We start from the raw sequence: 22,309 nt of genomic DNA, 5'->3' as shown, positions 1-22,309 counted from the left end.
GCGCGTGCATCGGCGCGGACGTCCGAGGTCCGGACGACTGCGGTCCGGACGGCGCGGGCGGTGCGCTCCCCGTATCGGTGCGGGCACGCTCGCGCAGGGCGCCGCGCCGCAGCTTTCCGGTGCCGGTGCGCGGGAGTTCGGTGACGAACTCGACGGCCCGCGGGTATTTGTACGGCGCGATGGACGCCTTGACGTGGGCCTGGAGCTCGCGGACGGTCGCCCCGTCCGCCGCGGCCCCGGCGGCGAGGACGACGTACGCCTTGACGAGCATGCCGCGCCGCTCGTCCGGGGCGCCGACGACGGCGCACTCCTCGACGTGGGGATGGGCGAGGAGGGCCTTCTCGACCTCGGGGCCCGCGATGTTGTAGCCGGAGGAGACGATCATGTCGTCGCTGCGGGCGACGTACCAGAAGTAGCCGTCGGCGTCGCGGACGTAGGTGTCGCCCGTGATGTTCCAGCCGTTCCTGACGTACGAGGTCTGGCGCGGGTCCGCGAGGTACCGGCAGCCGGTGGGTCCGGTGACCGCCAGCAGGCCGGGCTGCCCGTCGGGGACGGGGGCGCCGTGCTCGTCGACGACCGCGGCGCGGTAGCCGGGGACGGGGCGGCCGGTGGCTCCGGGCCGGATGTCCTCGTCGGCCGCCGAGATGAAGACGTGCAGCATCTCGGTGGCGCCGATGCCGTCGATGATCCGCAGGCCGGTGGCGGCGTGGAACTCCTGCCACACCGGGGCCGGCAGCGGTTCCCCGGCGGAGACGCAGCGGCGCAGTCCGGACAGCCGGTCCACCGCCCCGGCCTCCATGATCGCCCGGTAGGCCGTGGGCGCGGTGAAGAGCACGGTCGCTCCGTGGTCCGCGACCAGGTCGGCCAGTTGCAGCGGGGTCGTCTGCTCGATCAGCAGGGTCGCGGCTCCCACGGAAAGGGGGAAGACCACCAGGCCGCCGAGTCCGAAGGTGAAGGCGAGCGGCGGTGTGCCGGTGAAGACGTCGTCCGGGCGCGGCTTCAGGACGTGCCGGGAGAAGGTGTCGGCGTTGGCGAGGACGTCGCGGTGGAAGTGCAGGGTCGCCTTCGGCCGGCCGGTGGTGCCGGAGGTGAAGGCGATCAGCGCCACGTCGTCCGCGGCGGTGGCCACGGTGTCGAACCGGCCGTCCTTGGCCGCGCAGAGCGCGGCCAGGTCCGCGGGACCGGTGCCGCCATAGGTGATCACGGGGAGGGCGGGGAGATCAGGCAGAGCGGGGGCTGCGGACCCCGCCGCCGGGTCCGCGGGTACGGGCGGGCCGGCCGGCTCCGGCGCGCCGGGGCTGCGCAGGGCTTCGAGCTCGTCGGCGTAGCGGTGGTCGCACACGGCGACCGCGGGCCGGCTGATGTCGGCGAGCTCGGCGAGTTCACCGGCGCGCAGCATCGGCATCGTGGTGACGGCGACCCCGCCGGCCTTCAGTACGCCGAACCACGCGGCGACGAGCCAGGGGTTGTTGGGCCCGCGCAGCAGGACGCGGTTGCCGGGCCGGAGGCCGAAGTCCTCGGTGAGGACCTGGGCGACCTGGTTGGCGCGGTGCTGCAGTTCGCCGTAGGTCCAGCGCTCGGTCGGGGTGAGCAGGCAGGGACGGTCGGGGCCGTGCTGCTCGACGGCTTCGTCGAGCAGGCGACCGGCGCAGTTGAGGCGGTCCGGGTAGTCCAACTCCGGTAGGTCGAAGTGGAGTTCGGGCCAGAGGGCGAAAGGCGGAAGCCGATCCCTGCAGAAGGAGTCGGCATGCGCGGAAGGGGAGAGCTCCATGGGGCGGCACCTCGATCGGGGAGCAGCGGGGGGAGACGGGAGCAAGGTATGTCGAATATTTAGCGGCCGTCAACATTCCGCGACATCCTGAAGGCGAGACACCCTCCGACAGGGCCTTCCGCCCACACGGCGGCCGGCTCAGGCGGCGGGTATGCGCACCCGGACCGATTTGCCGAACTCGTGCGCCACAACCGAGAGTTCACCGCCCATCTCGGCGGCCATCAGCTGCACGATCAGCAGCCCGCGGCCACTCTCGGACTCCGGGTCGACCTCGGCGCGGGGAGCCGGCAGCCGCGGCAGACCGGCCCCCTGGTCTGCGACGTCGAGGCGCAGCCAGCCCGCACCAGCGGCGACCCCGACCCGCATCCGGCCGGCGCCGGCGTGGCGGACGACGTTGCCGACGAGTTCACTGACGGCCAGCAGCAGGACGTCCGCGGCGTCGAGCGGAACCGCCCAGGCTTCCAGCGTGGCGCGCACACGGGCCCTGACCTGCGGAACGCTCGTGACGTCCGGGTCTGCGACCCAGTGGACGAAGCGCCGGATCGCGGGGATCACGGGGATCGCGGGGATCACGGATGTGCCGGTGGTGGTGAGCATGAGGTGCTCCCGGGAGGGGGAAGGCGGCGCGACCACTTCAGTGACTCGTGTTACCGACCCTGAAGTCGGATCGTTTCTGGGCTTGTCATCAGCGGAAACGCGTCGCTAAAGTCCTTGATTACACGTGTAACACGCTACGCCTCCCCCGGCTGCTCGCGCAAGCATTTCGGACAAACGACGCGAAGCCTGCACCCGCCCCGCCGGGACCCCGCCGATTTGGAAGGGCCGCAATGACGCAATCTCCTCCGACCGCGTTCGACATCGCCGACATGACCTGGCCGCCCCCGCCGTACCGGCCCCCCGTACCGCCCGTGACGGCCGCGGACGGAGTGCGCCGCTTCGACGGGATCACCTACGCGACGACGCCCGGCTACCGTCCCCGGCTGCTCGACGTGCAGGTGCCGGCCGGCGAAGGGCCGTTCCCCGCCGTCGTCTGGATCCACGGCGGCGGCTGGCTGGACGGCGACCGCCGCTACCCGCCGCCGACCGTGCCCGCCGCGCTGCTGCACGGGGCGGTACTGGCGGCCGGGCTCGCGCTCGTCTCCGTCGACTACCGGCACAGCCTCGAGGCGCCCTTCCCGGCCCAGCTGCACGACGTGAAGGCCGCGATCCGCTACGTCCGCGCCTTCGCGGGGGACCTGGGCATCGACCCGGACCGGATCGGCGTGTGGGGCGAGTCCGCGGGCGGCCACCTGGCCGCGCTCGCCGGTCTCGTCGGGCCCGCGGACGGTACGGACGGCGTCGCGCTGGAGGGCACCCAGGGGGTCGGATCGGGCGAGACCGGCGTGCTCGCGGTCGTCGACTGGTACGGCGTCTCGGACCTGGTCGCCCTGGCTTCCCACCCGATGCCGCCGATGCCGCCGATGCCGTCCGGTGTGGAGTTCCCCGACCCCTACGAAGCCCTGCTCGGGGCTTCCGCGGCCGAGCGCCCGGACCTGGCACGGGCGGCGAGCCCGGTCACGTACACCGAGGGCTCGACCCCACCGCCGCCCTTCCTCCTGGTGCACGGGACCCGGGACGGCCTGGTGCCGTACAGCCAGAGCGAGGCCCTCGCCGGCGCCCTCGAGGGCGCCGGGGGCGAGGTCACCCTCCGGCCGGTGGACGGCGCGGACCACATCTTCCTCGGCTCCCCGGACATCGCGTCGATCGTCGAGGAGAGCGTCGCCTTCCTCGCCCGCCACCTCGGCGTAGGCGCCTGACGCCCGGACCCGCTCCACCGCGGGGGCCGCCTCAAGGCAGCCCCCGCCCCCTCCCCCGCATCCCTTCACAGCACACACGCCCGCGGGCGCCCCCGCGGGCGCGAGAGGCAGCCATGTCCGCCAACCCGGCCACCGAACCGGCCCTCACCCCGCACGACAGACCCGGCAGACCCGACGGGCCCGGAAGTCCCGACGGGCCCGGCGCCGGCAGAGCCGACGGGTCCCGGCGATCCCGCCGTCCCGACGCATCCCGGGTCCGCCGCAGCCCCGGCCTCCTCACGGCGGGCCTCCTGGCGCTGGCCGCCGCCGCGGCGACGGCCCTGGTCGTCCGCTCCGACATCACCGATCCGCCCTTCCAGCGGCTGGACGACCGCTGGCTGGGCTGGATGGGAGGCCCCCACGACGGGCCGTACCTGGCCGCGGCCACCGTCCTGAACTGGTTCGGCGGCCCGGTCGGCGCCGTCCTGCCGCTCTCCCTGTTGCTCCTGCTGCTCTTCCGCAGGCGCTGGACCTCGGCCGGCTTCCTGCTGGCCGCCTACCTCGGCGGCAACATGCTCGTCATCCAGGGGCTCAAGCACCTGGTGGACCGGCCCCGCCCGGCCGACCCGCTGGTGCGGGTGGACCACGGCTCCTTCCCGTCGGGCCACGCGGCCACCGCGGCGCTCCTCGTCGTCGTCGCGGGGGCGCTGCTTGTGCCGGCCGCCCGGCGGCGGGCGTGGTGGTACGGGGGCGCGGTCTTCACGCTGGCCATGATGTGGAGCCGTACTTGGCTGCACGCGCACTGGCTCACCGACACGGTGGCCGGGGCCGTGGCCGGCGCGGGAGCGGGGCTCCTGACGTGGTGGCTCCTCCAGCCCGCGCTCGCCCGGGAGAGCCTCCGCTCCCACGACCGCCGGGGGGCGGCCGCGGGGGCGGACCCGGGCGCGGCGGCGGTGCCCGACGGCGGCTGACCGCCCGCGGCGCCGTGACGCGGCCTCCGGAGGAGGCCCGCCCGGAAGCTCCGGGCGGGCCCCACTTCGTACCCGAGCCGGCTCGCGGGACTCCGCGCAGTGGCGGGGACCGGGGCGACCTCGCCGGTGGCGCGGGCTGTTTCGACCAGGCCCTTCGGCCACGCGTTCCGGGCGTTCACCGGGCCGGCGCCGACCCGGTACGCGTCGCAGTCCGGCGGCGGTTCCTGCGCGAACATCCCGGCCACGCGCCGGACGGCCGGCCGCGGCAGGCCCATTGATTCCTTCCGAGAGCGACCGCTCACGACGCGCTAGTTTGGGGCACCCCGCAGCAGAGGAGAGCCCCGTGGGCAAGGTGGTCATGTACAGCTCGGTGTCGGTGGACGGCTTCGTCGCGGACGAGAACGACCAGCCCGGACCCCTGTTCGACTGGTTGTCCAGCGGTGATGTCCCGTTGGACGAGAGCGGCGAGCTGAAGGTGTCGCAGACGTCCTACGACTACACCCGGCCGTACTGGGACCGGATCGGTGTCACGATCGTCGGCCGCCGCGTCTTCGACCTGACGGACGGCTGGGACGGGAAGCCGCCGGGCGGGATCGACCACGTGGTCGTCGTGACGCACCGGCCGGAGCCCGAGGGCTGGTACCCCGCGGCGCCGTTTCACTTCGTCGACGGCGTCGAGGCAGCCGTGGCCAAGGCGCAGGAGCTTGCGGGTGACCGCATGGTCGAGGTCGCCGCCGGCGACGCGGGTGGCCAGGTGCTCGCCGCGGGCCTGGTCGACGAGGTGCGCATGGACGTCGTACCCGTCGTGTTCGGGTCCGGCAAGCGCTACTTCGGGTCGGTCCAGGCGCAGCACCTGTTGGAGGATCCTGACGTGGTGATTCAGGGCAACCGGGTGCTTCACCTGCGCTATCGGGTGCGCCGTTGACCGATCTGAGCGGGTACGCGAAGAAGCTTGCGAGGACCTTGCGGGGCGGCGGCACCAGACGGTACCCGGCAGCTTCATCACCGTCCACGCCGCCTGCGCCACGGCGCCTTCGCCGCGGCGCTCGAACGCGCGCCCCTGGACGACGACACCCGGCCCGCCTACGACTCCCCGTCCGGACCTTCCTCGCCCGACTGGACGCCAGCGGCCCGGACGGCGCCCCCTCACCGACGCCCACGACGGCCACTTCGCGGTCCGCGACCGCAAGACCCGCATGAAGGCCGCCCTCGGCCTCGAGCATCGCGCGCGGCATCACGGTGCAGATCTTGGGTCAGATCGCTCCCGACGCGTGTGGCGTCACCGTAGTGATCACCCGCACGGCGCGCGACCGGACTGCGGGGCGGGCGGCGTCGCCGTAGGGGCGCTCAGGAGGTCTGGCGGTGGATCAGTACGGCGTCCACGGCCGGCAACGGCGCCGCCGTACCCGTCTCGACCAGCTCGTGCACGGCCTCGGCGATCCGCGCGGCCGACGGCAGTTCCAGCCGGACCGTGGTGAGCGCGGGCTGCTGCAGCGCGGCGAGCACGAGGTCGTCGCAGCCGACGATGGCGACCTCGTCCGGTACGCAGATGCCCTCGGCCTGGAAGGCGTGGAGCAGCAGCGCGGCGTACTCGTCGTTGTAGGCGAAGACGGAGTCGAGGCCGAGGCTCGGCCAGCGCCGGGCCAGATCGCGGGCGGACTCCCGGGTGTAGGCGAGCTCCAGCGGGGTGACGGTCGCCAGGTGCCGGGCGGCGACCGACTCGGCGCCCGCGAGGCGCGGCCGGGCCATGATGCCCAGGCCCCGCTCCTGGGGCATGACCACGCCGATCGCGGTGCGGCCTCGGGCGATGAGGTGCTCGGCCGCGGTGGCGCCGATGTGGGTGTGGTCGAAACCGATGGTGTGCACGCCCTCGACCGGGTGGGACGCGAAGGCGAGCAGGCCGCGCACCCCGGCCCGGGTCAGCACGTCGGCCGCGGCGGCGGTGAAGCGGTCGCCGTCCAGCGCGACGACGGCCGCCGGGCGCAGTTCGGCCCAGGCCCGGGCGGCGTCGACGGGGTCGGCGAAGCGGCCCGCGTGGAGCACGGCCGTGTAGCCGAGGCGGTCGAGTTCGCTGTGCAGGTCGTCGACCCAGTCGCTGACGAGGCGGCCCGCGGCGGAGATCGACGCCGGCATCAGGACGAGGTTGCTGCGGCCGGCGCGCAGGGAGCGGGCGGCGGCGTGCGGTACGTAGCCCAGCTGCTTGGCCGCGTCGAGCACCCGGGCGCGGGTGCTCGCGCTGACCCGGTGCCCCTGGGTGTCGTTGAGGACGAAGGAGACCGTGGCGCGCGACACCCCTGCGAGGCGGGCCACGTCGGCGCTGGTGATCGATGCGGGGACGTGAGTGTCTTTGGCCATGACGTCCCTCGACGCTCCTTGTGCTCGATGTTCCTGGTGCTCCTCCCTTCTCAGGTTACACGAGTTAAATCAAGGGAGCGCAGGGCTGCGCGGACGTGGGCGCGGGGCCGTGCAGCAGTCGCGAGGCCCCCGCCAGGTCGTCGAGGGCGGTCACGACCGCGTCGAAGCGCATCGTGGTGCGCGACTGCGCGTCGTACGGGCGCCAGTGCGGCAGGTCCGGGTGGTTCGGGTCGCCGGTGCGGACGAATGAGATCCAGGCCCGGTGCATCGCGTACGCGAGGCCGTCGCGGGCGGCCGGGTCCAGCCCGGCCAGGAAGGGGGCGTGCGCCCACTGGTCGAAGTTGTCGAAGGCGAAGGGGAGTTCGAGGCAGTGGGCGGCCCCGAGCCGGCCCTCGTACGCGGGCGTGGGCAGGTCGAACTGGTAGGCCCACACGGGGTGGCCCGACGCGGCCCTGGCCTCGGCCAGCCGGACGGCCGGCACCCGGAAGAGCTCGTCCGTGATCAGGTCCATGAGGACGTCGACGGGACGGGAGCCGGGCCGGGCCCGCGCGTACGCCGCGTACACGTCGGCGGCGGCCTCCGCCCCGAAGGTGTGGGCGATCCGGTCGGTGACCTGCTCGCGGGTGGCGCCGGCGTACCCCGCGTCGAGGGCGAAGCCGAAGTTGGCCTCCTCGCGCGTCCAGCCGATCATGACGTCGATGTCCGCAGAAGCCCCGTCCAGCAGGGCCAGGGCCGGATGGGTCCGCAGGGAGGTCCCGTCGACCACGGGCAGGAAGGGGGTCGGCCAGTACCCCCACGCCGCGGTCCGGGCGAAAAGGCCGGCGGCCGCTCCGATCAGCTCCTGCCAGGGCAGCGCACGCAGTTCCGCAGCGTCCTTGGCTCCGGCCAGCTCCAGGTAGGCGGCGGTGCGCTCCCGGTACGCGGCGGGCTCGGGGAGGTCGAGTCCGAGCGGCGGGCTCTGCAGGATCACCCGCCGGATCAGGCCCTGGGCGAGCGGGTGTCCGGCGAGGGCGGCGGTGGAGAGCGCACCACCGGACTGCCCGGCGACCGTGACGCGGTCGGGGTCGCCACCGAAGGCGGCGATGTGCGCGCCCACCCAGCACAGGGCGGCGATCTGGTCGCCGAGCCAGAGGTTGGCGCTCTCGTCGTCATCGTCCGGGTTGAGGTAACCCAGGGGGCCGAGGCGGTAGTTGATGCTCACGACGACGAGGTCGCCGTCGCGGGCGAAGGTCTCGCCGGAGTAGCCGGGCAGCGAGCCCGAGCCGGACACGAAGCCGCCGCCGTGGATCCACACGAGGACCGGACGGCGGGCACCGTCGGCGGCGGGGGTCCAGACGTTGAGGGTGAGGCAGTCGTCGTCGAAGGGCGGCGACCCGTGGCCACCGAGCACCGGGTCGCCGCCTTCCGCGTACATCTGGGGTGCGCTGGGGCCGTCGGCGGTGGCGTCGCGCGTACCGCTCCAGCCGGGGTGCGGCTGCGCGGGCCGCCAGCGCAGGTCGCCGACCGGCGGTGCGGCGTAGGGCACGGCGCGGAAGACGGCGACCCCGCCCTCGGTCGTGCCGCGCAGGCGCCCCGCGGGGAGCTGCACCTCCGGCTGGTCCTGGCCTGGGGAGTGGGGCATGGGCCGTTCCTTCTCTCTTCGTGACTGCCGCGCGCCGGGGGCGCCGGACCCTCCCGACGTTATGGCGTAAATTTGCCGTGCGTCAATGTGTCGAGATATCTGTGGAGGGGCGGCCGCCCCCGAGAGGTGGCGCGTCACAGCCACAGGCTGTTCGAGGCCATGCGCTGCGCCTCCGTCTCCAGCAGTGGCGCGAGGATCCGCCACAGCACGAGGCAGGTTCCGGCGCCGAGGAGCGCACCCGCGACGGTGTCGCTGAGCCACTGGGCGTGCAGCCAGGTCCGGCTGCCCATCATGGCCAGGACGTACGCACCCCCGAAGGCCCAACACCAGCGTCGCGCAGGGGGCGGGAACACCACCACCGCGACCACGATCACGAGCGTCACCGCACCGAAGACCTGTCCCGAGGGGTACGAGCCGTCGTTGACCAGCACCCACGGGTGCGGCGGCCGCGGTCGATCGGCGAGCTGCTTGACGGGCAGGACGACGAGGGCGTTGGAGACCACGGCAGCCAGGAGGACGAACAGCCCGGAGCGCCAGCGCCCGTAGACGCAGAGGCAGCCGAGGAGGACCAGCGGAAGGACCATGCCGAGGGGGCCGCCGAGCCGGTCGAGGACGACGAGGAATCCGCCGGGCTCCCCGGACGCACCGGCGGAGGAATGGTCGACGGCGGCGGCCCAGCGGTCGTCGACCCCCTGGAAGAAGGGCGTGCGGTCCCACCGGAGCAGCAGGGCGAACAAGAGCGACAGGAGCAGGAGCCCGATCCCGAGGGCGAGCGCACGCCGCGGCGGGGCGGCCGGCAGATGGTGCCGGGGCGGGTGGGGTGGCGGTACGTACGCGGGCGGGGGCGGGGAGGGGTGCGAGGAGAACACGGCGGGCCTTTCGGCGCCGCTGAGCGGGCGGTGGGGGCGCTCGGGGAGCGGCACGAAGCGGGGACGGAGGAAGCGGGGACGGGAGGAAGCGGGGACGGGGAGAATGCGGCCCGCACGGCCGAAGCACGCCGGACCGGGCGGAGTCCGGGGCCGGACAGGCCGAGCAGGCCAGGCAGGCCGACCGGACCGTCCGGCCCGGGCAGACCGAGGCAAGCAGGGCCGTTCCGGAACCGGACCGAGCAGGCAGGCAGGCAGGGCAGGCAGAACCGGGCGGTAGCCGGGCCGACCAGGTCGAACCGGCGGGCCGGCCAGGCCAACCGGACATGCCGGCGACACGGACCCCGGGCAGGCCGACCAGGTCGACCAGGTCGACCAGGTCGAGGCAAGCAGGGCTGCGCCCGAACCGGAACGAGCAGGCCGGGCCGGGCAGGCAGGCCGCCCGACGCAGGCAGGGCAGCCCGGCCGCGGCGACCCGTGGCCGGTCGGGACGTCCCGACCGGGACTGAGCCGGATCAGGCCGACCGGCCGGGTGGGCAGGACAGCGGAACGCAAGGAGGCGGTGCGGAGCAGGAGCGGGGTGGATCGGTGGAGCGGGGTAGCGGACGCACCCGGTCGGCGGCCACGACCCCGCCGCCCTGCACCGGCCCCGCCCGCCCGGCCGAGCGCCGCGAATCGGCGGAGGATCACCCCGCACCTTGGACACAATCGGGCGCCCGGCGGCACGGTGTGAGCCGCACCGGACGGTCCGAACGGCGGGCGCCGCCACCGGGTCGGGACCGGTCGTAGCGGCGCGGCACGGAGTATTGCCGATGCGTGACGGCCGCCACAAGAGCAAGAGGGATTTTCGACACATCACCCCTGCCCAGAGGCCGTGCGGTGGTGGTTACACGTCATGGCGGGACACCTGCCACCGTTCACCGCGGCCCATCACGATCCGCACAACAACCCATCTCAGGGCCTGGCGAGGCCCGGAAATGGGTGCTACACAGTCTCCAGCGCACTTGGTGACACGTGTAACAACATTGCCGTCCTCCCGGAACGCTTTCGGCACCCCACCCCCGGTGACAACCGTTCCCGGCCCCCGCCCGCCCCGCGCGGCGCCCCTCTCCCCCACGCTTCGCCACCTCCCCGCTCCGTCCCCCGAGGAGTCGTCATGGCCACGCACGAAGTAGTCGATCCACCCGTCCCTCCGGCCCCCGAGCCCGCCCGCCGCCGCGGGCTGATGCTCCTCCTCCTCGTCGCCAACTCCGCGATGATGGCGGTCTACATGGGTGTCGGATCCGTCCTCCTGCCCACTCAGGTCGCCGCGATCGCACCCGACGACAAGGTCGCCGTCCTGGGCGTGATCGGCGGAATCAGCTCGATCTTCGCGACCGCCTTCAACCCGATCGCCGGAGCCCTCTCCGACCGCAGCGGCCGCCGCAACCCCTGGATCCTGGGCGGCGCCCTCGCCTCGCTCGCCGGTCTGGCCTTCCTCGGCAGCGTGACCACCGCGCTGCTCGTCGGCATCGGCTGGTGTCTGGTCCAGGCCACCATGAACATCTACCAGGCCGCGGTCACCGCGATCGTGCCCGACCGGGTCCCGGCGGCCCGGCGCGGCACCGCGTCCGCCCTGGTGGGACTGGGCCTTCCGATCGGCGGCACCGTCGGCGTACTCGTCGCCTCCCAGACCGCCGAGCACCTGCGCACCGGCTACCTCGTCTTCGGCGCGATCGTCGCCGTGGCCGCGCTGCTGCTCACCGGCTCCTTCCGCGACGCACCGCGCACCGGGCCGGCGGCCGACAAGCCGCCAGTTCCCTTCCGCGCCCAACTGGCCGCGTTCCTCTCGTCCCTGGCCAGTCACGACTTCCGATGGGCCTTCATCGGTCGGGCCCTGATGGTCCTCGGCTACTTCTCGGTCGTCGGCTACCAGCTCTACATCCTCGGCGACCACATCGCGCTCCCCGAGGGCCTCACCCCGCCCGCCGCGATGGCGGTCCTCACCCCGGTGTCGATGGTCGCGATGGCCCTCTCCACCGTGCTGGGCGGTCTGCTGTCCGACCGCTGGAACCGCCGCAAGGTGTTCGTCGGGGTGTCGGCCGCCCTCGCCGGCCTCGTCATGGTGGTCCCCGTGGTCAGCCCGACCTGGACCGGCATGCTCGTCTTCAGCGCGCTGAACGGACTCGCCTTCGGCTGCTTCATGGCCGTGGACACCGCGCTGGTCACCCTGGTCCTCCCCCGCGCCGAGGACGCGGCCCGCGACATGGGCGTCCTGAACATCGCGAACGCCGGTCCGCAGATCATCGCCCCCTTCGTCGCCTCGGCCGTGGTCACCGCCCTGGGCGGCTACACACCGCTGTTCCTGGTCGGCGGAGCGCTCTCCCTGATCGGCGCGCTGGCCATCCTCCCGATCCGCAGCGTGCGCTGACGCCCTCCCCGGCCCGGAAAGACCCCTGCCGGGGCCCGTCGGGCCCCGTCGGAACCGGGCCGACCGGCCGAACCGGTCGCGACCGGTCGAGCACTCCGGCGGGCGCGTGCCGAGGGTCGCGCGCCCGCCGGTCACCCTCACCTCTCACCCCCACCCTCTTCCTCTCCTCCCACCCCTCTGAAGGAGCCCCCGTGAGACGCAAGCGAGTTCTGCCGCTGGCCGCCCTGCTGCTGTGCGCACCGGCCCTGGCCGGCACGGCGCCCGCGGCCGCCGCGCCGCAGACCGCGCCCGCTCCGGCTCCCGCCTCCGGCGGTCCGTTGCGGATCCTGCTCACCAACGACGACGGCTACGACGCCCCGGGCATCCGCAAGGCCTTCGAGCGCCTGACGGCCGCCGGACACGACGTCACGATCGTCGCCCCGCTCACCAACCAGAGCGGCACCGGCACGAAGGTGATGAACGCGCCCTCGGTCACGGTGAAGCACCCCGAGCCGAAGGTCTGGGCCGTCGACGGCACCCCGGGAGACTCCGTCGCCTTCGGGCTCGCCGAGGTCTTCGCCGGCAAGGCGCCCGACCTGGTCGTCTCCGGCACCAACTTCGGCCCGAACGTCGCCGGGCTCGCCACCCACTCCGGCACGGTCGGCGGCGCCGTCGCCGCGCTCGAACACGGCGTGCCGGCCATCGCGCTGAGCACGGGCGGCCTTTCCGTTCCCGACCCGGTCACCACGGTCAACGCGATGGGGCCGACGCTCGACTTCGCGGTCAAGCTGATCGACCGGCTGCGCTCGCGCGCCCGGTCCGGTCCGCTGCTGCCCCAGGGCGTCGGTCTGAACGTCAACCACCCGGTCGTCGGTACGGACGGCAAGGGCAAGGCCGCCGGCGTGTCCGCGACCTTCCAGGATCCGCAGACCGTCCTGGAGCCGGACTTCACCGACGCGGGCGACGGCACGTGGAGGATGACCGTGAAGGTGGCCCTGCGGCCCGCGGCCCGGGGCGGCGACGTCGAGGCCGTGAGCGCCGGCCGGATCGCCGTCAGCCCGATGAACGGCGACTGGAACACCGGTCCGGCCGACCAGGCCGTCACCTCCACCCTCATCTCGGGCCTGCGCCCGTAACACCCGGAAACCGGCAGGGGGCGGAGCGACCTGCGGCCCCGCCCCCTGCCCCTGCCCCTGCCCCTGCGAAGCGCCCGGAACGACGACCACGCGAGATTCCTGGAGGACGGATGAAGAGGCCCGGGAAGCGGCCGTCGCGGCTGTCTTCGGTGAGACCCCTGCTCGGCACGGCCCTGGCCCTGGCGGCCCTGGTCGCCGCGGTACCACCCGCCGCGGCGGCACCCGGCGGACCACCGCGTCCGGTGGTGACCGTCGCGCAGGGCACGCTGCGCGGCCAGGCACGGGACGGCGCCCAGGAGTTCCTCGGCGTCCCCTACGCCGCTCCCCCGGTCGGGACGCAGCGGCTGCGGGCGCCCCGGCCGCCGGCCCGCTGGCAGGGGGTGCGGGACGCCGCCCGACAGGCTCCGGCCTGCCTGCAGTTCTCGCCGTTCGGCCTGGGCGATTCGCAGGCCGTCAGTGAGGACTGCCTGTACCTGGACGTGTACCGCCCCCGGACCGCCCGGCCCGGAGCACGCCTCCCGGTGGTCTTCTGGATGCACGGGGGCGGGTACAGCCAGGGAACGGGAGCCCAGTTCGGCGGGCGCACCATGGCCGAGCTCACCGGGAGCGTGGTGGTGAGCATCAACTACCGCCTCGGGCAGCTCGGTTATCTGGCGCTGCCCGAACTGGGGCGTGAGAACGCCCTGCGGTCGGGGTCCTTCGGGCTGATGGACCAGCTGGAGGCCCTGCGGTGGACCCGGGAGAACATCGGCGCCTTCGGCGGTGATCCGGGAAGCGTCACGGTCTCCGGACAGTCCGCGGGCAGCGGCTCCGTCTGCGCGCTGCTGGCCGCCCCGCCGGCCGCCGGCCTCTTCCACCGGGCCGTGCTGCAGAGCGGTCCGTGCACCCTGCTGGCCACTCTGGAGAGCGCGGGCGCGGAGGCCCGCGCGCGGTCCTTCGCCGCCAGGGCGGGGTGTTCCGCCCCGGCGGAGGTGGCCGCCTGCCTGCGCGGCGCGTCCGGAGCGGCCCTGATCGAGGCGGCCCGTACGCTGCCCACGCCGGGCCCGACGTCCGGTGACGGGCTGCTGCCCGTCGCCCCCGTGCGGGCGATCGGCAGCTGGGCCTGGAACAAGGTGCCGGTCCTGATCGGGAGCACCCGCTCCGAGGCCCGCTTCTTCGTCGCGCTGACGCAGCCGCGGCTGACGGCCGAGGACTACGCGGCGCAGGTCCTCGCCGGGTACGGGGCCGCGGGACCGGAGGTGCTGGCCCGCTATCCGGTCGCGGAGCACGGCTCGCCGTACCTGGCGCTCTCGGCGCTGATGACGGACTCGACCTTCGCCTGTCACACCGCGTGGACCGCGCAGCTCTTCGCGTCCCAGGTGCCGACGTTCGTCTACGAGTTCGACGACCCCCGCTCGCCCACCCTGGCGGGTGCGCAGGTGCCGGGTCTGGACCAGTCGAACGCACACAGCGCGGAGCTGGCCTACCTGCACGACTTCACCATGGGCGAGCGCCCGCTGACCCCGGTCCAGGTCGCGCTCGGGAACCGGATGAAGCGCTACTGGGGCGCGTTCGCGCGGTTCGGCGCGCCGGTCGTTCCGGGCCAGGCCGCGTGGCCGACGGCGGGCACGGGTACCGGTACCAGTACCGTCCTGAGCCTGCATCCGTCGGCGACGCGGACGACCACGTCCTTCGATGCCGACCACCAGTGCGCGTTCTGGCGTACGCAGCCGCCCAGGGTCCTCTGAGCCCGGCCCCGAGTGTCGGCTCGTCGGTTCCGGTCGGCCCGCCGCCCGAAGGCGACGGTCGGGGTGGGGGTGGCCCCCGGGCCGGGGCGGGCGTCAGCGGGATGGGTGTCCGGGCGGTGGCCCGGCAGGCTGAGGGGCGAAAGGGCACAGCCGGCCGGAACGGGGGAGACCGATGAATTCAGCGGCGCGGGCAGCGGCGTTACGGGTGGGGACGCGAACCTGAGGAAGGAGCGGCCCGTCCCGTGCACCGAGGCGCTGGGCCGGGCACAGGCCGCGGCACTGTGCGACTGAGCCGGCGTGAGGCCGGCGTGGGGCTCCTCCGCCCCGGTGAGGGGGCGGAGGAGCCGGGACTCACTTGCCGAGGATGTTGCCCGTCCACTGGCCGGCGGCACCCTGCGTCAGGGCCTCGTTGCTCAGGACCTGGGTGCCCGGCAGGGCCGCCATGCCGATGTCACCGGCCGGCGCAGCGCCGTTGTGGGAGCCGACCGTGTTGTCGCGGCCGGCGTTGAAGACGTCGTCGCCCGCGACCTGGGTCAGGTCGCCGAAGACGATCGAGTACGTGTTGCTGACCGGGGCGTAGACGGTGAAGGTGTCGTCGGCGGAGGCGGCGGACGCGCCCGCCAGGATGATGCCGCCGGCGGCGAGAGCGGTCAGGGCGCAACGGATCGAACGCACGAGTGCTGCCTTTCGTGGAGGGGTGGAGGAAGCAGTGCGAAGGTAGGACGCTTCGCACGGCGAGGGCCCGTACCCGCCTCCGTACGGCCCGAGTCCATCCGTACGGCTCAGCCTCCCGGGCCGCGTCCGTGACCGTGAGATCCGGTCTGGGCCGTGAGCCCGGAGAGCCGACGGCTTCGGCGGCGGCGGGTCCGTGCGTAGGCGGCGGACGCGAGCGCCGCGGCGGCCGCCGTGACCGTCAGGAGCCAGACCGGGATGCCGCCGCCCACCGTGAGCAGCTCGTTGCGGTAGACGGCCCGGCGGTACGGGGTGTCCTTCGGCGTCGCGCGCAGTTCGTGGTCGGCGTCGATGCGGTCCGGCTCCGGGAACTCCTGCTCGATCGCGGTCAGGAACACCGGCTTTCCATCGGCGAGGGCGGCGAGCGGGCCGTCCTCCGGCTCGATGGTGCCCGCGAAGGTCACCTTGGGTGCGGAGCCGCCGATCCTCGTGGCGGGTTCCATGCGGTGGTCCGCCAGTACGTACAGGCCGAGTGACTGCGGCGTCTTCGCCATGCGGGAGAGCCGCATCGGGTAGACCAGCCGGTCGCTGTCGAAGCGGATCTTCAGCGGATCCAGGTCGCCCCGGAGCACCTTGCCCTTTCCGGCGTCGCGCGGGGCGAGGCGTATCGCCACGTACTCCCAGTGCTGGTCGACGTACGGCTTGACCTCGGTGGCGAGGCGGTCGGGGAGCTGGAAGCCGTTGCTCTCCAGCCAGTTCTTCAGGGCGTCGGGGTCGGTCGCGGTGAGCCGGGCCACGTCGAAGTCGCCGAGCTGCTCGCGGCCGACCACGCCCACGGGCGGGGCGGCGCCCGGCGCCGGGGCGCCCGCGCCGTCGCCCGTGTTGCGGGAGAAGGGCCAGTCGCCGTCGCGCGGCCAGAAGTAGCTGCGGGTCCTGCGCTCGGGCCGGGTCAGTTCGCGCAGTTCGTCGAACATGTCCCCGTCGCCCAGTTCCACGGTGGCGCGCCCCGGCACCGGCATGATCCAGGCGGCCCGCTGTGCGTTCCCGCCGACGGTGAAGCGCATCACGATCTGTTCCGTGCGCCCGTCCCAGCGCACGACGGAGGTCTCCCGGTCGACGCCGATGCGGGACTGGCCGTCGGGGATCATCGCCCCGCAGCCGCAGGCGTAGGCGGGGTTGACCAGCGCCCCCACCTGCGTCGCAAGCAGGGCGAACAGCAGAATCAGGATCCTTCGTTTCATCCACACGGGGTCTGGGACGGCCGACCGGGTGATCCGGTTCCGCCCCCTCTCGCTGCACGATCCGCCCTGGCTCATACTGTGGCGCATGAGGGGGAGTGAGAAGCAGCCGCACGCTCTGCGGCGCCAGAACGCGCTACCGCGCAGCCCGATGGTTCCGGACTCCGTGGTGGCGGAGATCGCCCGGCACGACTGGGAGGGCATCGAGTGCGGCTGCGGCCGGTCCGCGGGCCATCTGGTGGACGCCGTGCGCGACGCCGCCGAGGGGCATCCCGCCGCGTTCCACGCGCTGGAGGGCCATGTCTTCTTCGCACAGCATCTGAAACCGCCTGCTCCGGCGGTGTGCGCCGTGCTGATGGCGGTGTGGTCGGCGCGTCCGCCCCGGCGGGCGACCCGTGAGGCGCTGCTGTGGACCCTGCTGGCCCTGTTGTGCACGGTGGACGACGGCGGCACGCACGAGGCGGGGCTGCACGGGCAGTGCGCCGCCTTCATCCGCACCGGTGTAGACGGTTTCCGGCGGGAACTGGCCGCCGTACCGGGCTCCGGGACGGCCGCGTACGCGGAGGGCATCCTGGAGATCCTCGGCGTGCCGATGTCCTGACGCGACAGGTCGGCGACAGGTTTCGCTCCAGGCAGGCGAGGGGTCCGAGACGGGTCGGCGGCCGGCCCCGTCAGGCGGTGGCGCGTGCGGTCTCGGCGACCGCGCCGGGCAGCCAGTCGGCGACCCGGCCGAAGGTGAAGCCCAGGGCCGCGGCCCTGCCGTTGTCCATGGCGTAGGCGCGGTCGAAGGAGAACGGCGAGGCGTCGGCGCCCGCTTCGACGACCCGGTGGCGGGGCCGCCGTCCGAGCTGTTCCGCGACCGTCGCACAGAGTGCGAGCACGTCCGGGGCGCCGTGCGAGGCGGCGTTGACGGGCCCGGTGAAGGTCTCCCCCGCCGTCCACCGGAGGAAATCGGCCATCTCCAGGTGGTGGATGAACGAGGTGCCGTACGGGGACCGGTGGACGTCGACCGGGGTCCCGGCGCCGATCCGCTCCACGTAGTGCGCGAGGCGTCCGGTGAACTCCGCCCGGCCGCCGCCGAGGACGTGCGCGGTCCGCACGCTGACGTAGGGGAAGGGCGGCTCGTGCAGGAAGACGGCCTCGGCCCGACGCTTGCCCTCCGCGTAGGCGTGGGCGGCGTCGGCCCGCGAGGGACTGCCGGGCTCCTCCCCGAGCGGAAGCGGCGGGCGCGTGGGGTCCAGGGACTCCTCGGCGACGGGTACGGTGTGCGGCGCGGAGCCGGCGGGGAGGGTGGCCGGGTCGTACACCTCCATCGTCGAGGTCATCACGTAGCGCCCGGTCCTTCCGGCGAACACCCGGCGGGCGACGGCGGCCTGGAGCGGTGTGTAGCAGACCTGGTCGACGACCACGTCGAAGTCGCGCCGGCCCAGCGCCGCCCGCAGCCCGGCCTCGTCGTCGCGGTCGGCCAGGAGGAGGCCCACGCCGGGAGGTGGGGGGCTGGAGCCCCGGTTGAGGACCGTGACCGTGCTCCCCGCGTCGCGCAGCTGCGTGACCAGGGACTTCCCGAAGTACCGGCTACCGCCGATGACAAGAATCCGCTTCATGCGTCCGACTCTCGCGTTGTATCGTCCCCAGCGGAACCGACCAGCTGCTGAACGGGTCGTAAGGAAAACTGATGATCGATGTGCAGCGGTTGCGCGTCCTGCGGGCGGTGGCCGAGCACGGCAGTTTCAACAAGGCGGCCGGGGCACTGCTGCTGACCCCGTCGGCCGTCTCCCAGCACATCGCGGCGCTGGAGCGCACGCTCGGCCAGCCGGTGGCGGTGCGCAGCACGCGCGGTGTCACGCTCACGGAGCCGGGGCGGCTGCTGGTGGAGGCGGCGGAGACGATCTCCGCGGAACTGGACCAGGTGCGCCGGGCGATCGACCGGCTGGCGCAGGATCGGCCGCGGCTGACCGTCGCCACCTTCACCAGCGGGGGCCGGCATCTGCTGCCGGCGGCGCTCTCCCGGTTCGTGGAAGCGCACCCGGAGGTGGAGCTGACGGTGCTGGAGAGCGAACCGGAGGACGCCGTGCCGATGGTGCGTGGCGGGGCGGCGGACCTCGCACTCGCCTACCACTTCGACGGGCCGCCGCCGGTGCGTCCGGATGGGCGTCCGGGCCTCGCCTGGCGGCCGCTGGCGGAGGATCCGCTGTGGCTGGTGCTGCCGCGCGGCCACCGCCTGGCCGGCCGGCCCTCGGTGGACCTCGGCGAGCTGGCCGGCGACCGGTGGGTGCTCGGCTGCCTCAAGACGGAGGCCTTCCTGCGCCGTTATGCGGAGCTCGCCGGTTTCGACCTGCGCGTGGGTGCCTCCACCACCGACTACTTCTTCGCCCAGACACTGGTCGCGGCGGGGGTCGGGGTCTCCCTCGTCCCGCAGGTCGCGCTGGCCGGCGTCCCGGAGGCGGTCGCGGTCCGGGTCGAACCCCCGCGTCCCGCCCGGCACATCGGCCTGGTCCTGCCGCGCCGCCGCCACGCGAACCGCTGTGCCGAAGCGCTGGCCGATGCCCTCACGGCCGCCGCCGCCACCGCCGGCGCCACACCGATCGGAGCCCTTCCCTGAACCGCCTCCTGTGCGGCCTCGCCGCCAATCCCGCACTGCCGCCCGAGCTGGTCGACCGGCTGATCGCGCTTGCCACGGCGGCGCCCGACCCGTCGGACCCCGCCGACCCCTTCGACTATCTCGCCGACGTGCTGGTCTGGCACCTGTGCGAGCGCACCGACCTCGGCCCCGCGCAGGTGGCGGCCCTGGCCGCGCTCGACGAGGACACCCCGGCACGGCTCGCCCGCGACGGGCACCTGGGCGCCGACGACGTCGACCCGGCCGTGTGGCCGCTCGCGGCCCTCGCCCTCCTCGACGAGGGTCGCGGCCTCCCGGAGTGGGCCCGCCGGTTCGCCGCGGACCCCGACCCGTCGCTGCGCTGGCGGCTCGCCTCCTGCCCCGGGCTGCCCGCGGACGTCGAGGACGCCCTGGCCGCGGACCCGGACCCCGAGGTGGCAGCCGAGCTCGCGCTGTGGACGACGTCCGCCCCGGTGGCGGACCGCCTCGCTCGGCACCCGCACGCCGAGGTCCGGCGGGCGGTCGCCTACAACGAGGCCGTGCCGCCCGCCGCGCTGGCAGCTCTGCTCACCGGAGCCGGTCTGCCACCGGCCCGCTCCTGCCTGGTGTGCGACGGCCGGGAGATCCCCTTCATCCATGACCCGCACTGCCCGGACGCCGACTGCGATCTGCCGGCCGACGCCGCATGCGACGGGACACACGGCTCGACCGTCCACGGCACCCGGCAACGGGCCCTGGCCAACCCGGCCACTCCCCCGGAAGCCGTGGCGGCCTTCGCGGAACACCCCTCTGTGCTGCTGCGGTGGGCGGTCGCCGAGCACCCCGGTCTGCCGGCGGAGGTCTATGCCCGCCTCGCCGGTGATCCCGACCCCCGGGTACGGGCCTCGGTCGCGCGGAACCCGGGGAGCGGCCCGGAGGTGAGCCGCGTGCCGGCCACCGACCCCGAGGTCGAGGTACGACGGGCCGTGGCACACCATCCCCGGGTGCCGTTCGACGTACTGGAGCGGTTGACCTCCACGACCCGCCTGGGCCCGGAGCCGCTGCCGCGGATCTCCTGCGCCACCCCGGAGGAACTCGCGCAGGGGGCCGCGTCGGCGAACCCGCGCGTACGGATGCTCGTGGCGCACCGGCACGATCTGCCGCCGGAGCTGCGCGACCGGCTCGCCGCCGATCCCGACGCCTCGGTGGCCAAGGCCGTGGCCCCGCACCCGGGGCTGTCCCCTGAGCGGCTGCGGGCCATGGTCGCGCTGCACGGCCGACAGGTCCTCGCTCGGGTCGCGGCCAACCCGGACGCGCCCGGCGACCTGCTGGCGGAGCTGGCCCGCCACGAGCCGCCCGTACGACGGGCGTTGCGGGAGATCGCCTCGCACTCCAACGCGACCGCCGAGGCGCTGCTGCCCTGCCTGGGCGGCGGCAGGTCGCGGGTGCGCGCCGCCGCCCATCCGGCGCTCCCGGCGGCGGTCGTCGTCGGACTGCTCGACGATCCGGACCCGGAGGTGGTGGAGGCCGCGGCCGGCAACCCCTCGCTGCCGCCCGCCGTGATGGCCCAGCGGGTGCCGTGACGGCCGATCAGCCCCCCGAACCGGGTGTCACCAGGCCGGTCTCGTAGGCGAGGACCACGGCCTGGGCCCGGTCGCGCAGCGACAACTTCGCGAAGATGCGGGCCACATGGGTCTTCACCGTCGCTGCGCTGAGCGTCAGCTCCGCTGCCAGTTCGGAGTTGGAGCGGCCGTGGCCCATCAGGGTCAGCACCTCGCGTTCGCGCGGTGTCAGGGCGGCCAGCTCGCGGTGGCTGCCGGCCGTGCTCAGGCGGTCGCGGGCCGCCGCGCCGGGGGCGCAGCGCTCCACCAGGCGGCGGGTGATCGACGGGGCGAGCAGCGCGTCGCCGGTGCCGACCAGGCGGACGGCGGCGGCGAGGTGTTCGGGGGTGACGTCCTTGAGCAGGAAGCCGCTCGCCCCGGCGGCGAGGGCGGCGTACACGTACTGGTCGAGGTCGAAGGTGGTCAGCATGATCACCCGGCAGTGGGGGGCGTCGGCGAGGATGCGCCGGGCGGCCTCCAGGCCGTCCATGACGGGCATGCGGATGTCGAGGAGCACGACGTCGGGGCGCAGCCGGCGCACCTGGGCGACGGCCTCCGCGCCGTCGGCGGCGACGCCGACCACGTCGATCCCGCGGGCGGTCAGGATCAGCCGGAAGCCGGTGCGGACCAGGTCCTGGTCGTCGGCGATCACCACGCGGGGCGCCGGCCCGTCGGCCGCGGCGGGGGCGGCCGGGGCCGCGGGCGCGGTCACGGCCGGTCCAGGGGGAGGCGGGCGCGCACCCGGTAGCCGCCGCCGAGGCGGCGGCGGGCGTCGAGGTCTCCGCCGTAGACGGCGACCCGTTCGCGCAGGCCGAGCAGGCCCCGCCCGGTTCCCTCGGCCTTCGGCGCGCTGCCGCCCGCGGTGCGCGGACGGGGCCCGGGCGCACCTCCCGAGAGCACGCTCGTTCCGCCGCTCAGCACCTCCACGCGCAGCGCGTGTTCCGCGTACCGCACCGTCACCTGCGTCTTGCCTCCCTCTCCGTGTTTGAGCGCGTTCGTGAGCGCCTCCTGGACGATCCGGTACGCCGTGACGTCGATCCCGGCCGGCAGCGGGCGCGGGTCGCCGGACACGCGCACCTCCACCGGCAGGCCGGCGAAAGCGAACCGGTCGATGAGCGCGCTGAGCCGGGTCAGGCTCGGCTGCGGCGCCAGCCGGGTGGCAGCGGCCACCTGTTCTTCGTACGGGGCGTCCGCGCCGTCTTGCGCGGGCGCGAGCAGCCCCAGCAGGTGCCGCAGTTCGGTCATCGTGTTCCGCCCGGCCCGTTCCACCTCGCCCATGGCCGCCGCGGCCTCGTCCGGCAGGGTGGCGAGCACCTCGCGGGCGGCTCCGGCCTGGACCACCATCAGGCTGACGTTGTGGCTGACGATGTCGTGGAGTTCGGCCGCGATCCTGGCCCGTTCGGCGTCGACCGCGCTGCGCGCGGCGCTCTCCCGCTCCCGTTCCAGCAGCCAGCCGCGCTCCTCGATCGCCGCCCGGTGGGCGCGCCGGGCGCGCAGCAGGGCCGTGCCCAGTACCCCGCTCGCTGCCGCCGCGACGCAGGCGGCGGCCGTGGCGATGATCTGTCCCACCCTCAACTCCCCACCCTGCAAGCCCGGATGCCATTGTGCC

General features: G+C 74.3%; 18 protein-coding genes and 1 pseudogene. 9 read left to right on the top strand and 10 right to left on the bottom strand.

The genetic code is table 11. The annotated features are described in order from the left end of the window. Nucleotides 1-64 precede the first annotated feature (64 nt). Together OHA91_RS34770 and OHA91_RS34765 are read right to left on the bottom strand one after the other, a co-directional pair. Nucleotides 65-1,771 (bottom strand): annotated as a pseudogene (locus tag OHA91_RS34770) (AMP-binding protein); the annotation flags it as partial. Between the two features lie 138 nt (nt 1,772-1,909). Beyond that, nucleotides 1,910-2,368 (bottom strand): ATP-binding protein, encoded by a 459-nt coding sequence (locus tag OHA91_RS34765; protein ID WP_266505540.1) that lies wholly within the window; start codon nt 2,366-2,368, stop codon nt 1,910-1,912. A 230-nt stretch (nt 2,369-2,598) separates the two neighbouring features. Between OHA91_RS34765 and OHA91_RS34760 the strand changes: the two genes are divergently transcribed. From OHA91_RS34760 to OHA91_RS34750, 3 genes are all read left to right on the top strand, one after another. Continuing rightward, nucleotides 2,599-3,567 (top strand): alpha/beta hydrolase, encoded by a 969-nt coding sequence (locus OHA91_RS34760; protein ID WP_328740675.1) that lies wholly within the window; start codon nt 2,599-2,601, stop codon nt 3,565-3,567. Nucleotides 3,568-3,680: 113 nt separating this feature from the next. Beyond that, nucleotides 3,681-4,517: a phosphatase PAP2 family protein gene (locus tag OHA91_RS34755; protein WP_328740674.1), complete on the top strand. Its 837-nt coding sequence runs from the start codon at nt 3,681-3,683 to the stop codon at nt 4,515-4,517. Nucleotides 4,518-4,860: 343 nt separating this feature from the next. After that, entirely contained in the window at nt 4,861-5,442 is a 582-nt protein-coding gene (locus tag OHA91_RS34750; protein ID WP_266505547.1) for a dihydrofolate reductase family protein, read from the top strand. A 422-nt stretch (nt 5,443-5,864) separates the two neighbouring features. Here the strand turns inward: OHA91_RS34750 and OHA91_RS34745 are convergent, their stop codons facing one another. The 3 genes from OHA91_RS34745 to OHA91_RS34735 all read right to left on the bottom strand — a co-directional run bounded on the left by OHA91_RS34745 (nt 5,865) and on the right by OHA91_RS34735 (nt 9,416). After that, nucleotides 5,865-6,872: a LacI family DNA-binding transcriptional regulator gene (locus OHA91_RS34745; protein ID WP_328740673.1), complete on the bottom strand. Its 1,008-nt coding sequence runs from the start codon at nt 6,870-6,872 to the stop codon at nt 5,865-5,867. Nucleotides 6,873-6,936: 64 nt separating this feature from the next. Further along, entirely contained in the window at nt 6,937-8,493 is a 1,557-nt protein-coding gene (locus OHA91_RS34740) for a carboxylesterase/lipase family protein (protein WP_266505553.1), read from the bottom strand. Between the two features lie 134 nt (nt 8,494-8,627). Then, the gene (locus OHA91_RS34735) at nt 8,628-9,416 is read right to left on the bottom strand and encodes a phosphatase PAP2 family protein (protein ID WP_266505556.1); all 789 of its coding nucleotides are present in this window, start codon (nt 9,414-9,416) and stop codon (nt 8,628-8,630) included. Nucleotides 9,417-10,515: 1,099 nt separating this feature from the next. Between OHA91_RS34735 and OHA91_RS34730 the strand changes: the two genes are divergently transcribed. The 3 genes from OHA91_RS34730 to OHA91_RS34720 all read left to right on the top strand — a co-directional run bounded on the left by OHA91_RS34730 (nt 10,516) and on the right by OHA91_RS34720 (nt 14,611). After that, entirely contained in the window at nt 10,516-11,769 is a 1,254-nt protein-coding gene (locus tag OHA91_RS34730) for an MFS transporter (protein ID WP_031157378.1), read from the top strand. A gap of 191 nt (nt 11,770-11,960) precedes the next feature. Continuing rightward, nucleotides 11,961-12,884, top strand: coding sequence for a 5'/3'-nucleotidase SurE (gene surE, locus OHA91_RS34725; protein WP_051893760.1), 924 nt, complete (start codon nt 11,961-11,963; stop codon nt 12,882-12,884). A gap of 149 nt (nt 12,885-13,033) precedes the next feature. Beyond that, complete coding sequence (locus OHA91_RS34720) at nt 13,034-14,611, top strand: carboxylesterase/lipase family protein (RefSeq protein WP_328740672.1); 1,578 nt, start codon at nt 13,034-13,036, stop codon at nt 14,609-14,611. A 351-nt stretch (nt 14,612-14,962) separates the two neighbouring features. On the opposite strand, the gene OHA91_RS34715 is transcribed toward OHA91_RS34720, so the two are convergent. Beyond that, nucleotides 14,963-15,286, bottom strand: a complete 324-nt coding sequence (locus OHA91_RS34715) for a hypothetical protein (RefSeq protein WP_031157373.1) — start codon at nt 15,284-15,286, stop codon at nt 14,963-14,965. Between the two features lie 107 nt (nt 15,287-15,393). Further along, nucleotides 15,394-16,524 carry a DUF2330 domain-containing protein gene (locus OHA91_RS34710; protein ID WP_051893863.1) on the bottom strand — a complete coding sequence of 377 codons (1,131 nt, stop codon included), beginning with the start codon at nt 16,522-16,524 and terminating at the stop codon, nt 15,394-15,396. 85 nt (nt 16,525-16,609) lie between these two features. Here OHA91_RS34710 and OHA91_RS34705 point away from each other — a divergent pair, with 85 nt between their 5' ends. After that, nucleotides 16,610-17,122: a hypothetical protein gene (locus OHA91_RS34705; protein WP_158714893.1), complete on the top strand. Its 513-nt coding sequence runs from the start codon at nt 16,610-16,612 to the stop codon at nt 17,120-17,122. A 70-nt stretch (nt 17,123-17,192) separates the two neighbouring features. On the opposite strand, the gene OHA91_RS34700 is transcribed toward OHA91_RS34705, so the two are convergent. Next, the gene (locus OHA91_RS34700) at nt 17,193-18,125 is read right to left on the bottom strand and encodes an NAD-dependent epimerase/dehydratase family protein (RefSeq protein ID WP_031157369.1); all 933 of its coding nucleotides are present in this window, start codon (nt 18,123-18,125) and stop codon (nt 17,193-17,195) included. Between the two features lie 71 nt (nt 18,126-18,196). On the opposite strand from OHA91_RS34700, the gene OHA91_RS34695 reads away from it, so the two are divergent. After that, nucleotides 18,197-19,123, top strand: a complete 927-nt coding sequence (locus OHA91_RS34695) for a LysR family transcriptional regulator (RefSeq protein ID WP_037633814.1) — start codon at nt 18,197-18,199, stop codon at nt 19,121-19,123. Then, the gene (locus OHA91_RS34690; RefSeq protein WP_328741204.1) at nt 19,120-20,682 is read left to right on the top strand and encodes a hypothetical protein; all 1,563 of its coding nucleotides are present in this window, start codon (nt 19,120-19,122) and stop codon (nt 20,680-20,682) included. Before OHA91_RS34695 ends, OHA91_RS34690 begins: the two co-directional genes overlap by 4 nt. A 7-nt stretch (nt 20,683-20,689) precedes the next feature. Here the strand turns inward: OHA91_RS34690 and OHA91_RS34685 are convergent, their stop codons facing one another. Then, complete coding sequence (locus tag OHA91_RS34685; RefSeq protein WP_328740671.1) at nt 20,690-21,412, bottom strand: response regulator transcription factor; 723 nt, start codon at nt 21,410-21,412, stop codon at nt 20,690-20,692. Continuing rightward, nucleotides 21,409-22,269 (bottom strand): sensor histidine kinase, encoded by an 861-nt coding sequence (locus tag OHA91_RS34680; RefSeq protein WP_266505581.1) that lies wholly within the window; start codon nt 22,267-22,269, stop codon nt 21,409-21,411. Before OHA91_RS34680 ends, OHA91_RS34685 begins: the two co-directional genes overlap by 4 nt. Nucleotides 22,270-22,309: the final 40 nt, after the last annotated feature.

Origin of the sequence: Streptomyces erythrochromogenes (assembly GCF_036170895.1) — a bacterium.
Classification (GTDB): domain Bacteria; phylum Actinomycetota; class Actinomycetes; order Streptomycetales; family Streptomycetaceae; genus Streptomyces; species Streptomyces erythrochromogenes.
This window is presented reverse-complemented; position numbering and strand designations above follow the sequence as displayed.

Bases quoted from the DNA above. Each gene is read 5' to 3' on its own strand.
- OHA91_RS34765 (WP_266505540.1), bottom strand. From the start codon at position 2,368: ATGCTCACCACCACCGGCACATCCGTGATCCCCGCGATCCCCGTGATC.
- OHA91_RS34760 (WP_328740675.1), top strand. From the start codon at position 2,599: ATGACGCAATCTCCTCCGACCGCGTTCGACATCGCCGACATGACCTGG.
- OHA91_RS34755 (WP_328740674.1), top strand. From the start codon at position 3,681: ATGTCCGCCAACCCGGCCACCGAACCGGCCCTCACCCCGCACGACAGA.
- OHA91_RS34745 (WP_328740673.1), bottom strand. From the start codon at position 6,872: ATGGCCAAAGACACTCACGTCCCCGCATCGATCACCAGCGCCGACGTG.
- OHA91_RS34740 (WP_266505553.1), bottom strand. From the start codon at position 8,493: ATGCCCCACTCCCCAGGCCAGGACCAGCCGGAGGTGCAGCTCCCCGCG.
- OHA91_RS34730 (WP_031157378.1), top strand. From the start codon at position 10,516: ATGGCCACGCACGAAGTAGTCGATCCACCCGTCCCTCCGGCCCCCGAG.
- OHA91_RS34710 (WP_051893863.1), bottom strand. From the start codon at position 16,524: ATGAAACGAAGGATCCTGATTCTGCTGTTCGCCCTGCTTGCGACGCAG.
- OHA91_RS34705 (WP_158714893.1), top strand. From the start codon at position 16,610: ATGAGGGGGAGTGAGAAGCAGCCGCACGCTCTGCGGCGCCAGAACGCG.
- OHA91_RS34700 (WP_031157369.1), bottom strand. From the start codon at position 18,125: ATGAAGCGGATTCTTGTCATCGGCGGTAGCCGGTACTTCGGGAAGTCC.
- OHA91_RS34695 (WP_037633814.1), top strand. From the start codon at position 18,197: ATGATCGATGTGCAGCGGTTGCGCGTCCTGCGGGCGGTGGCCGAGCAC.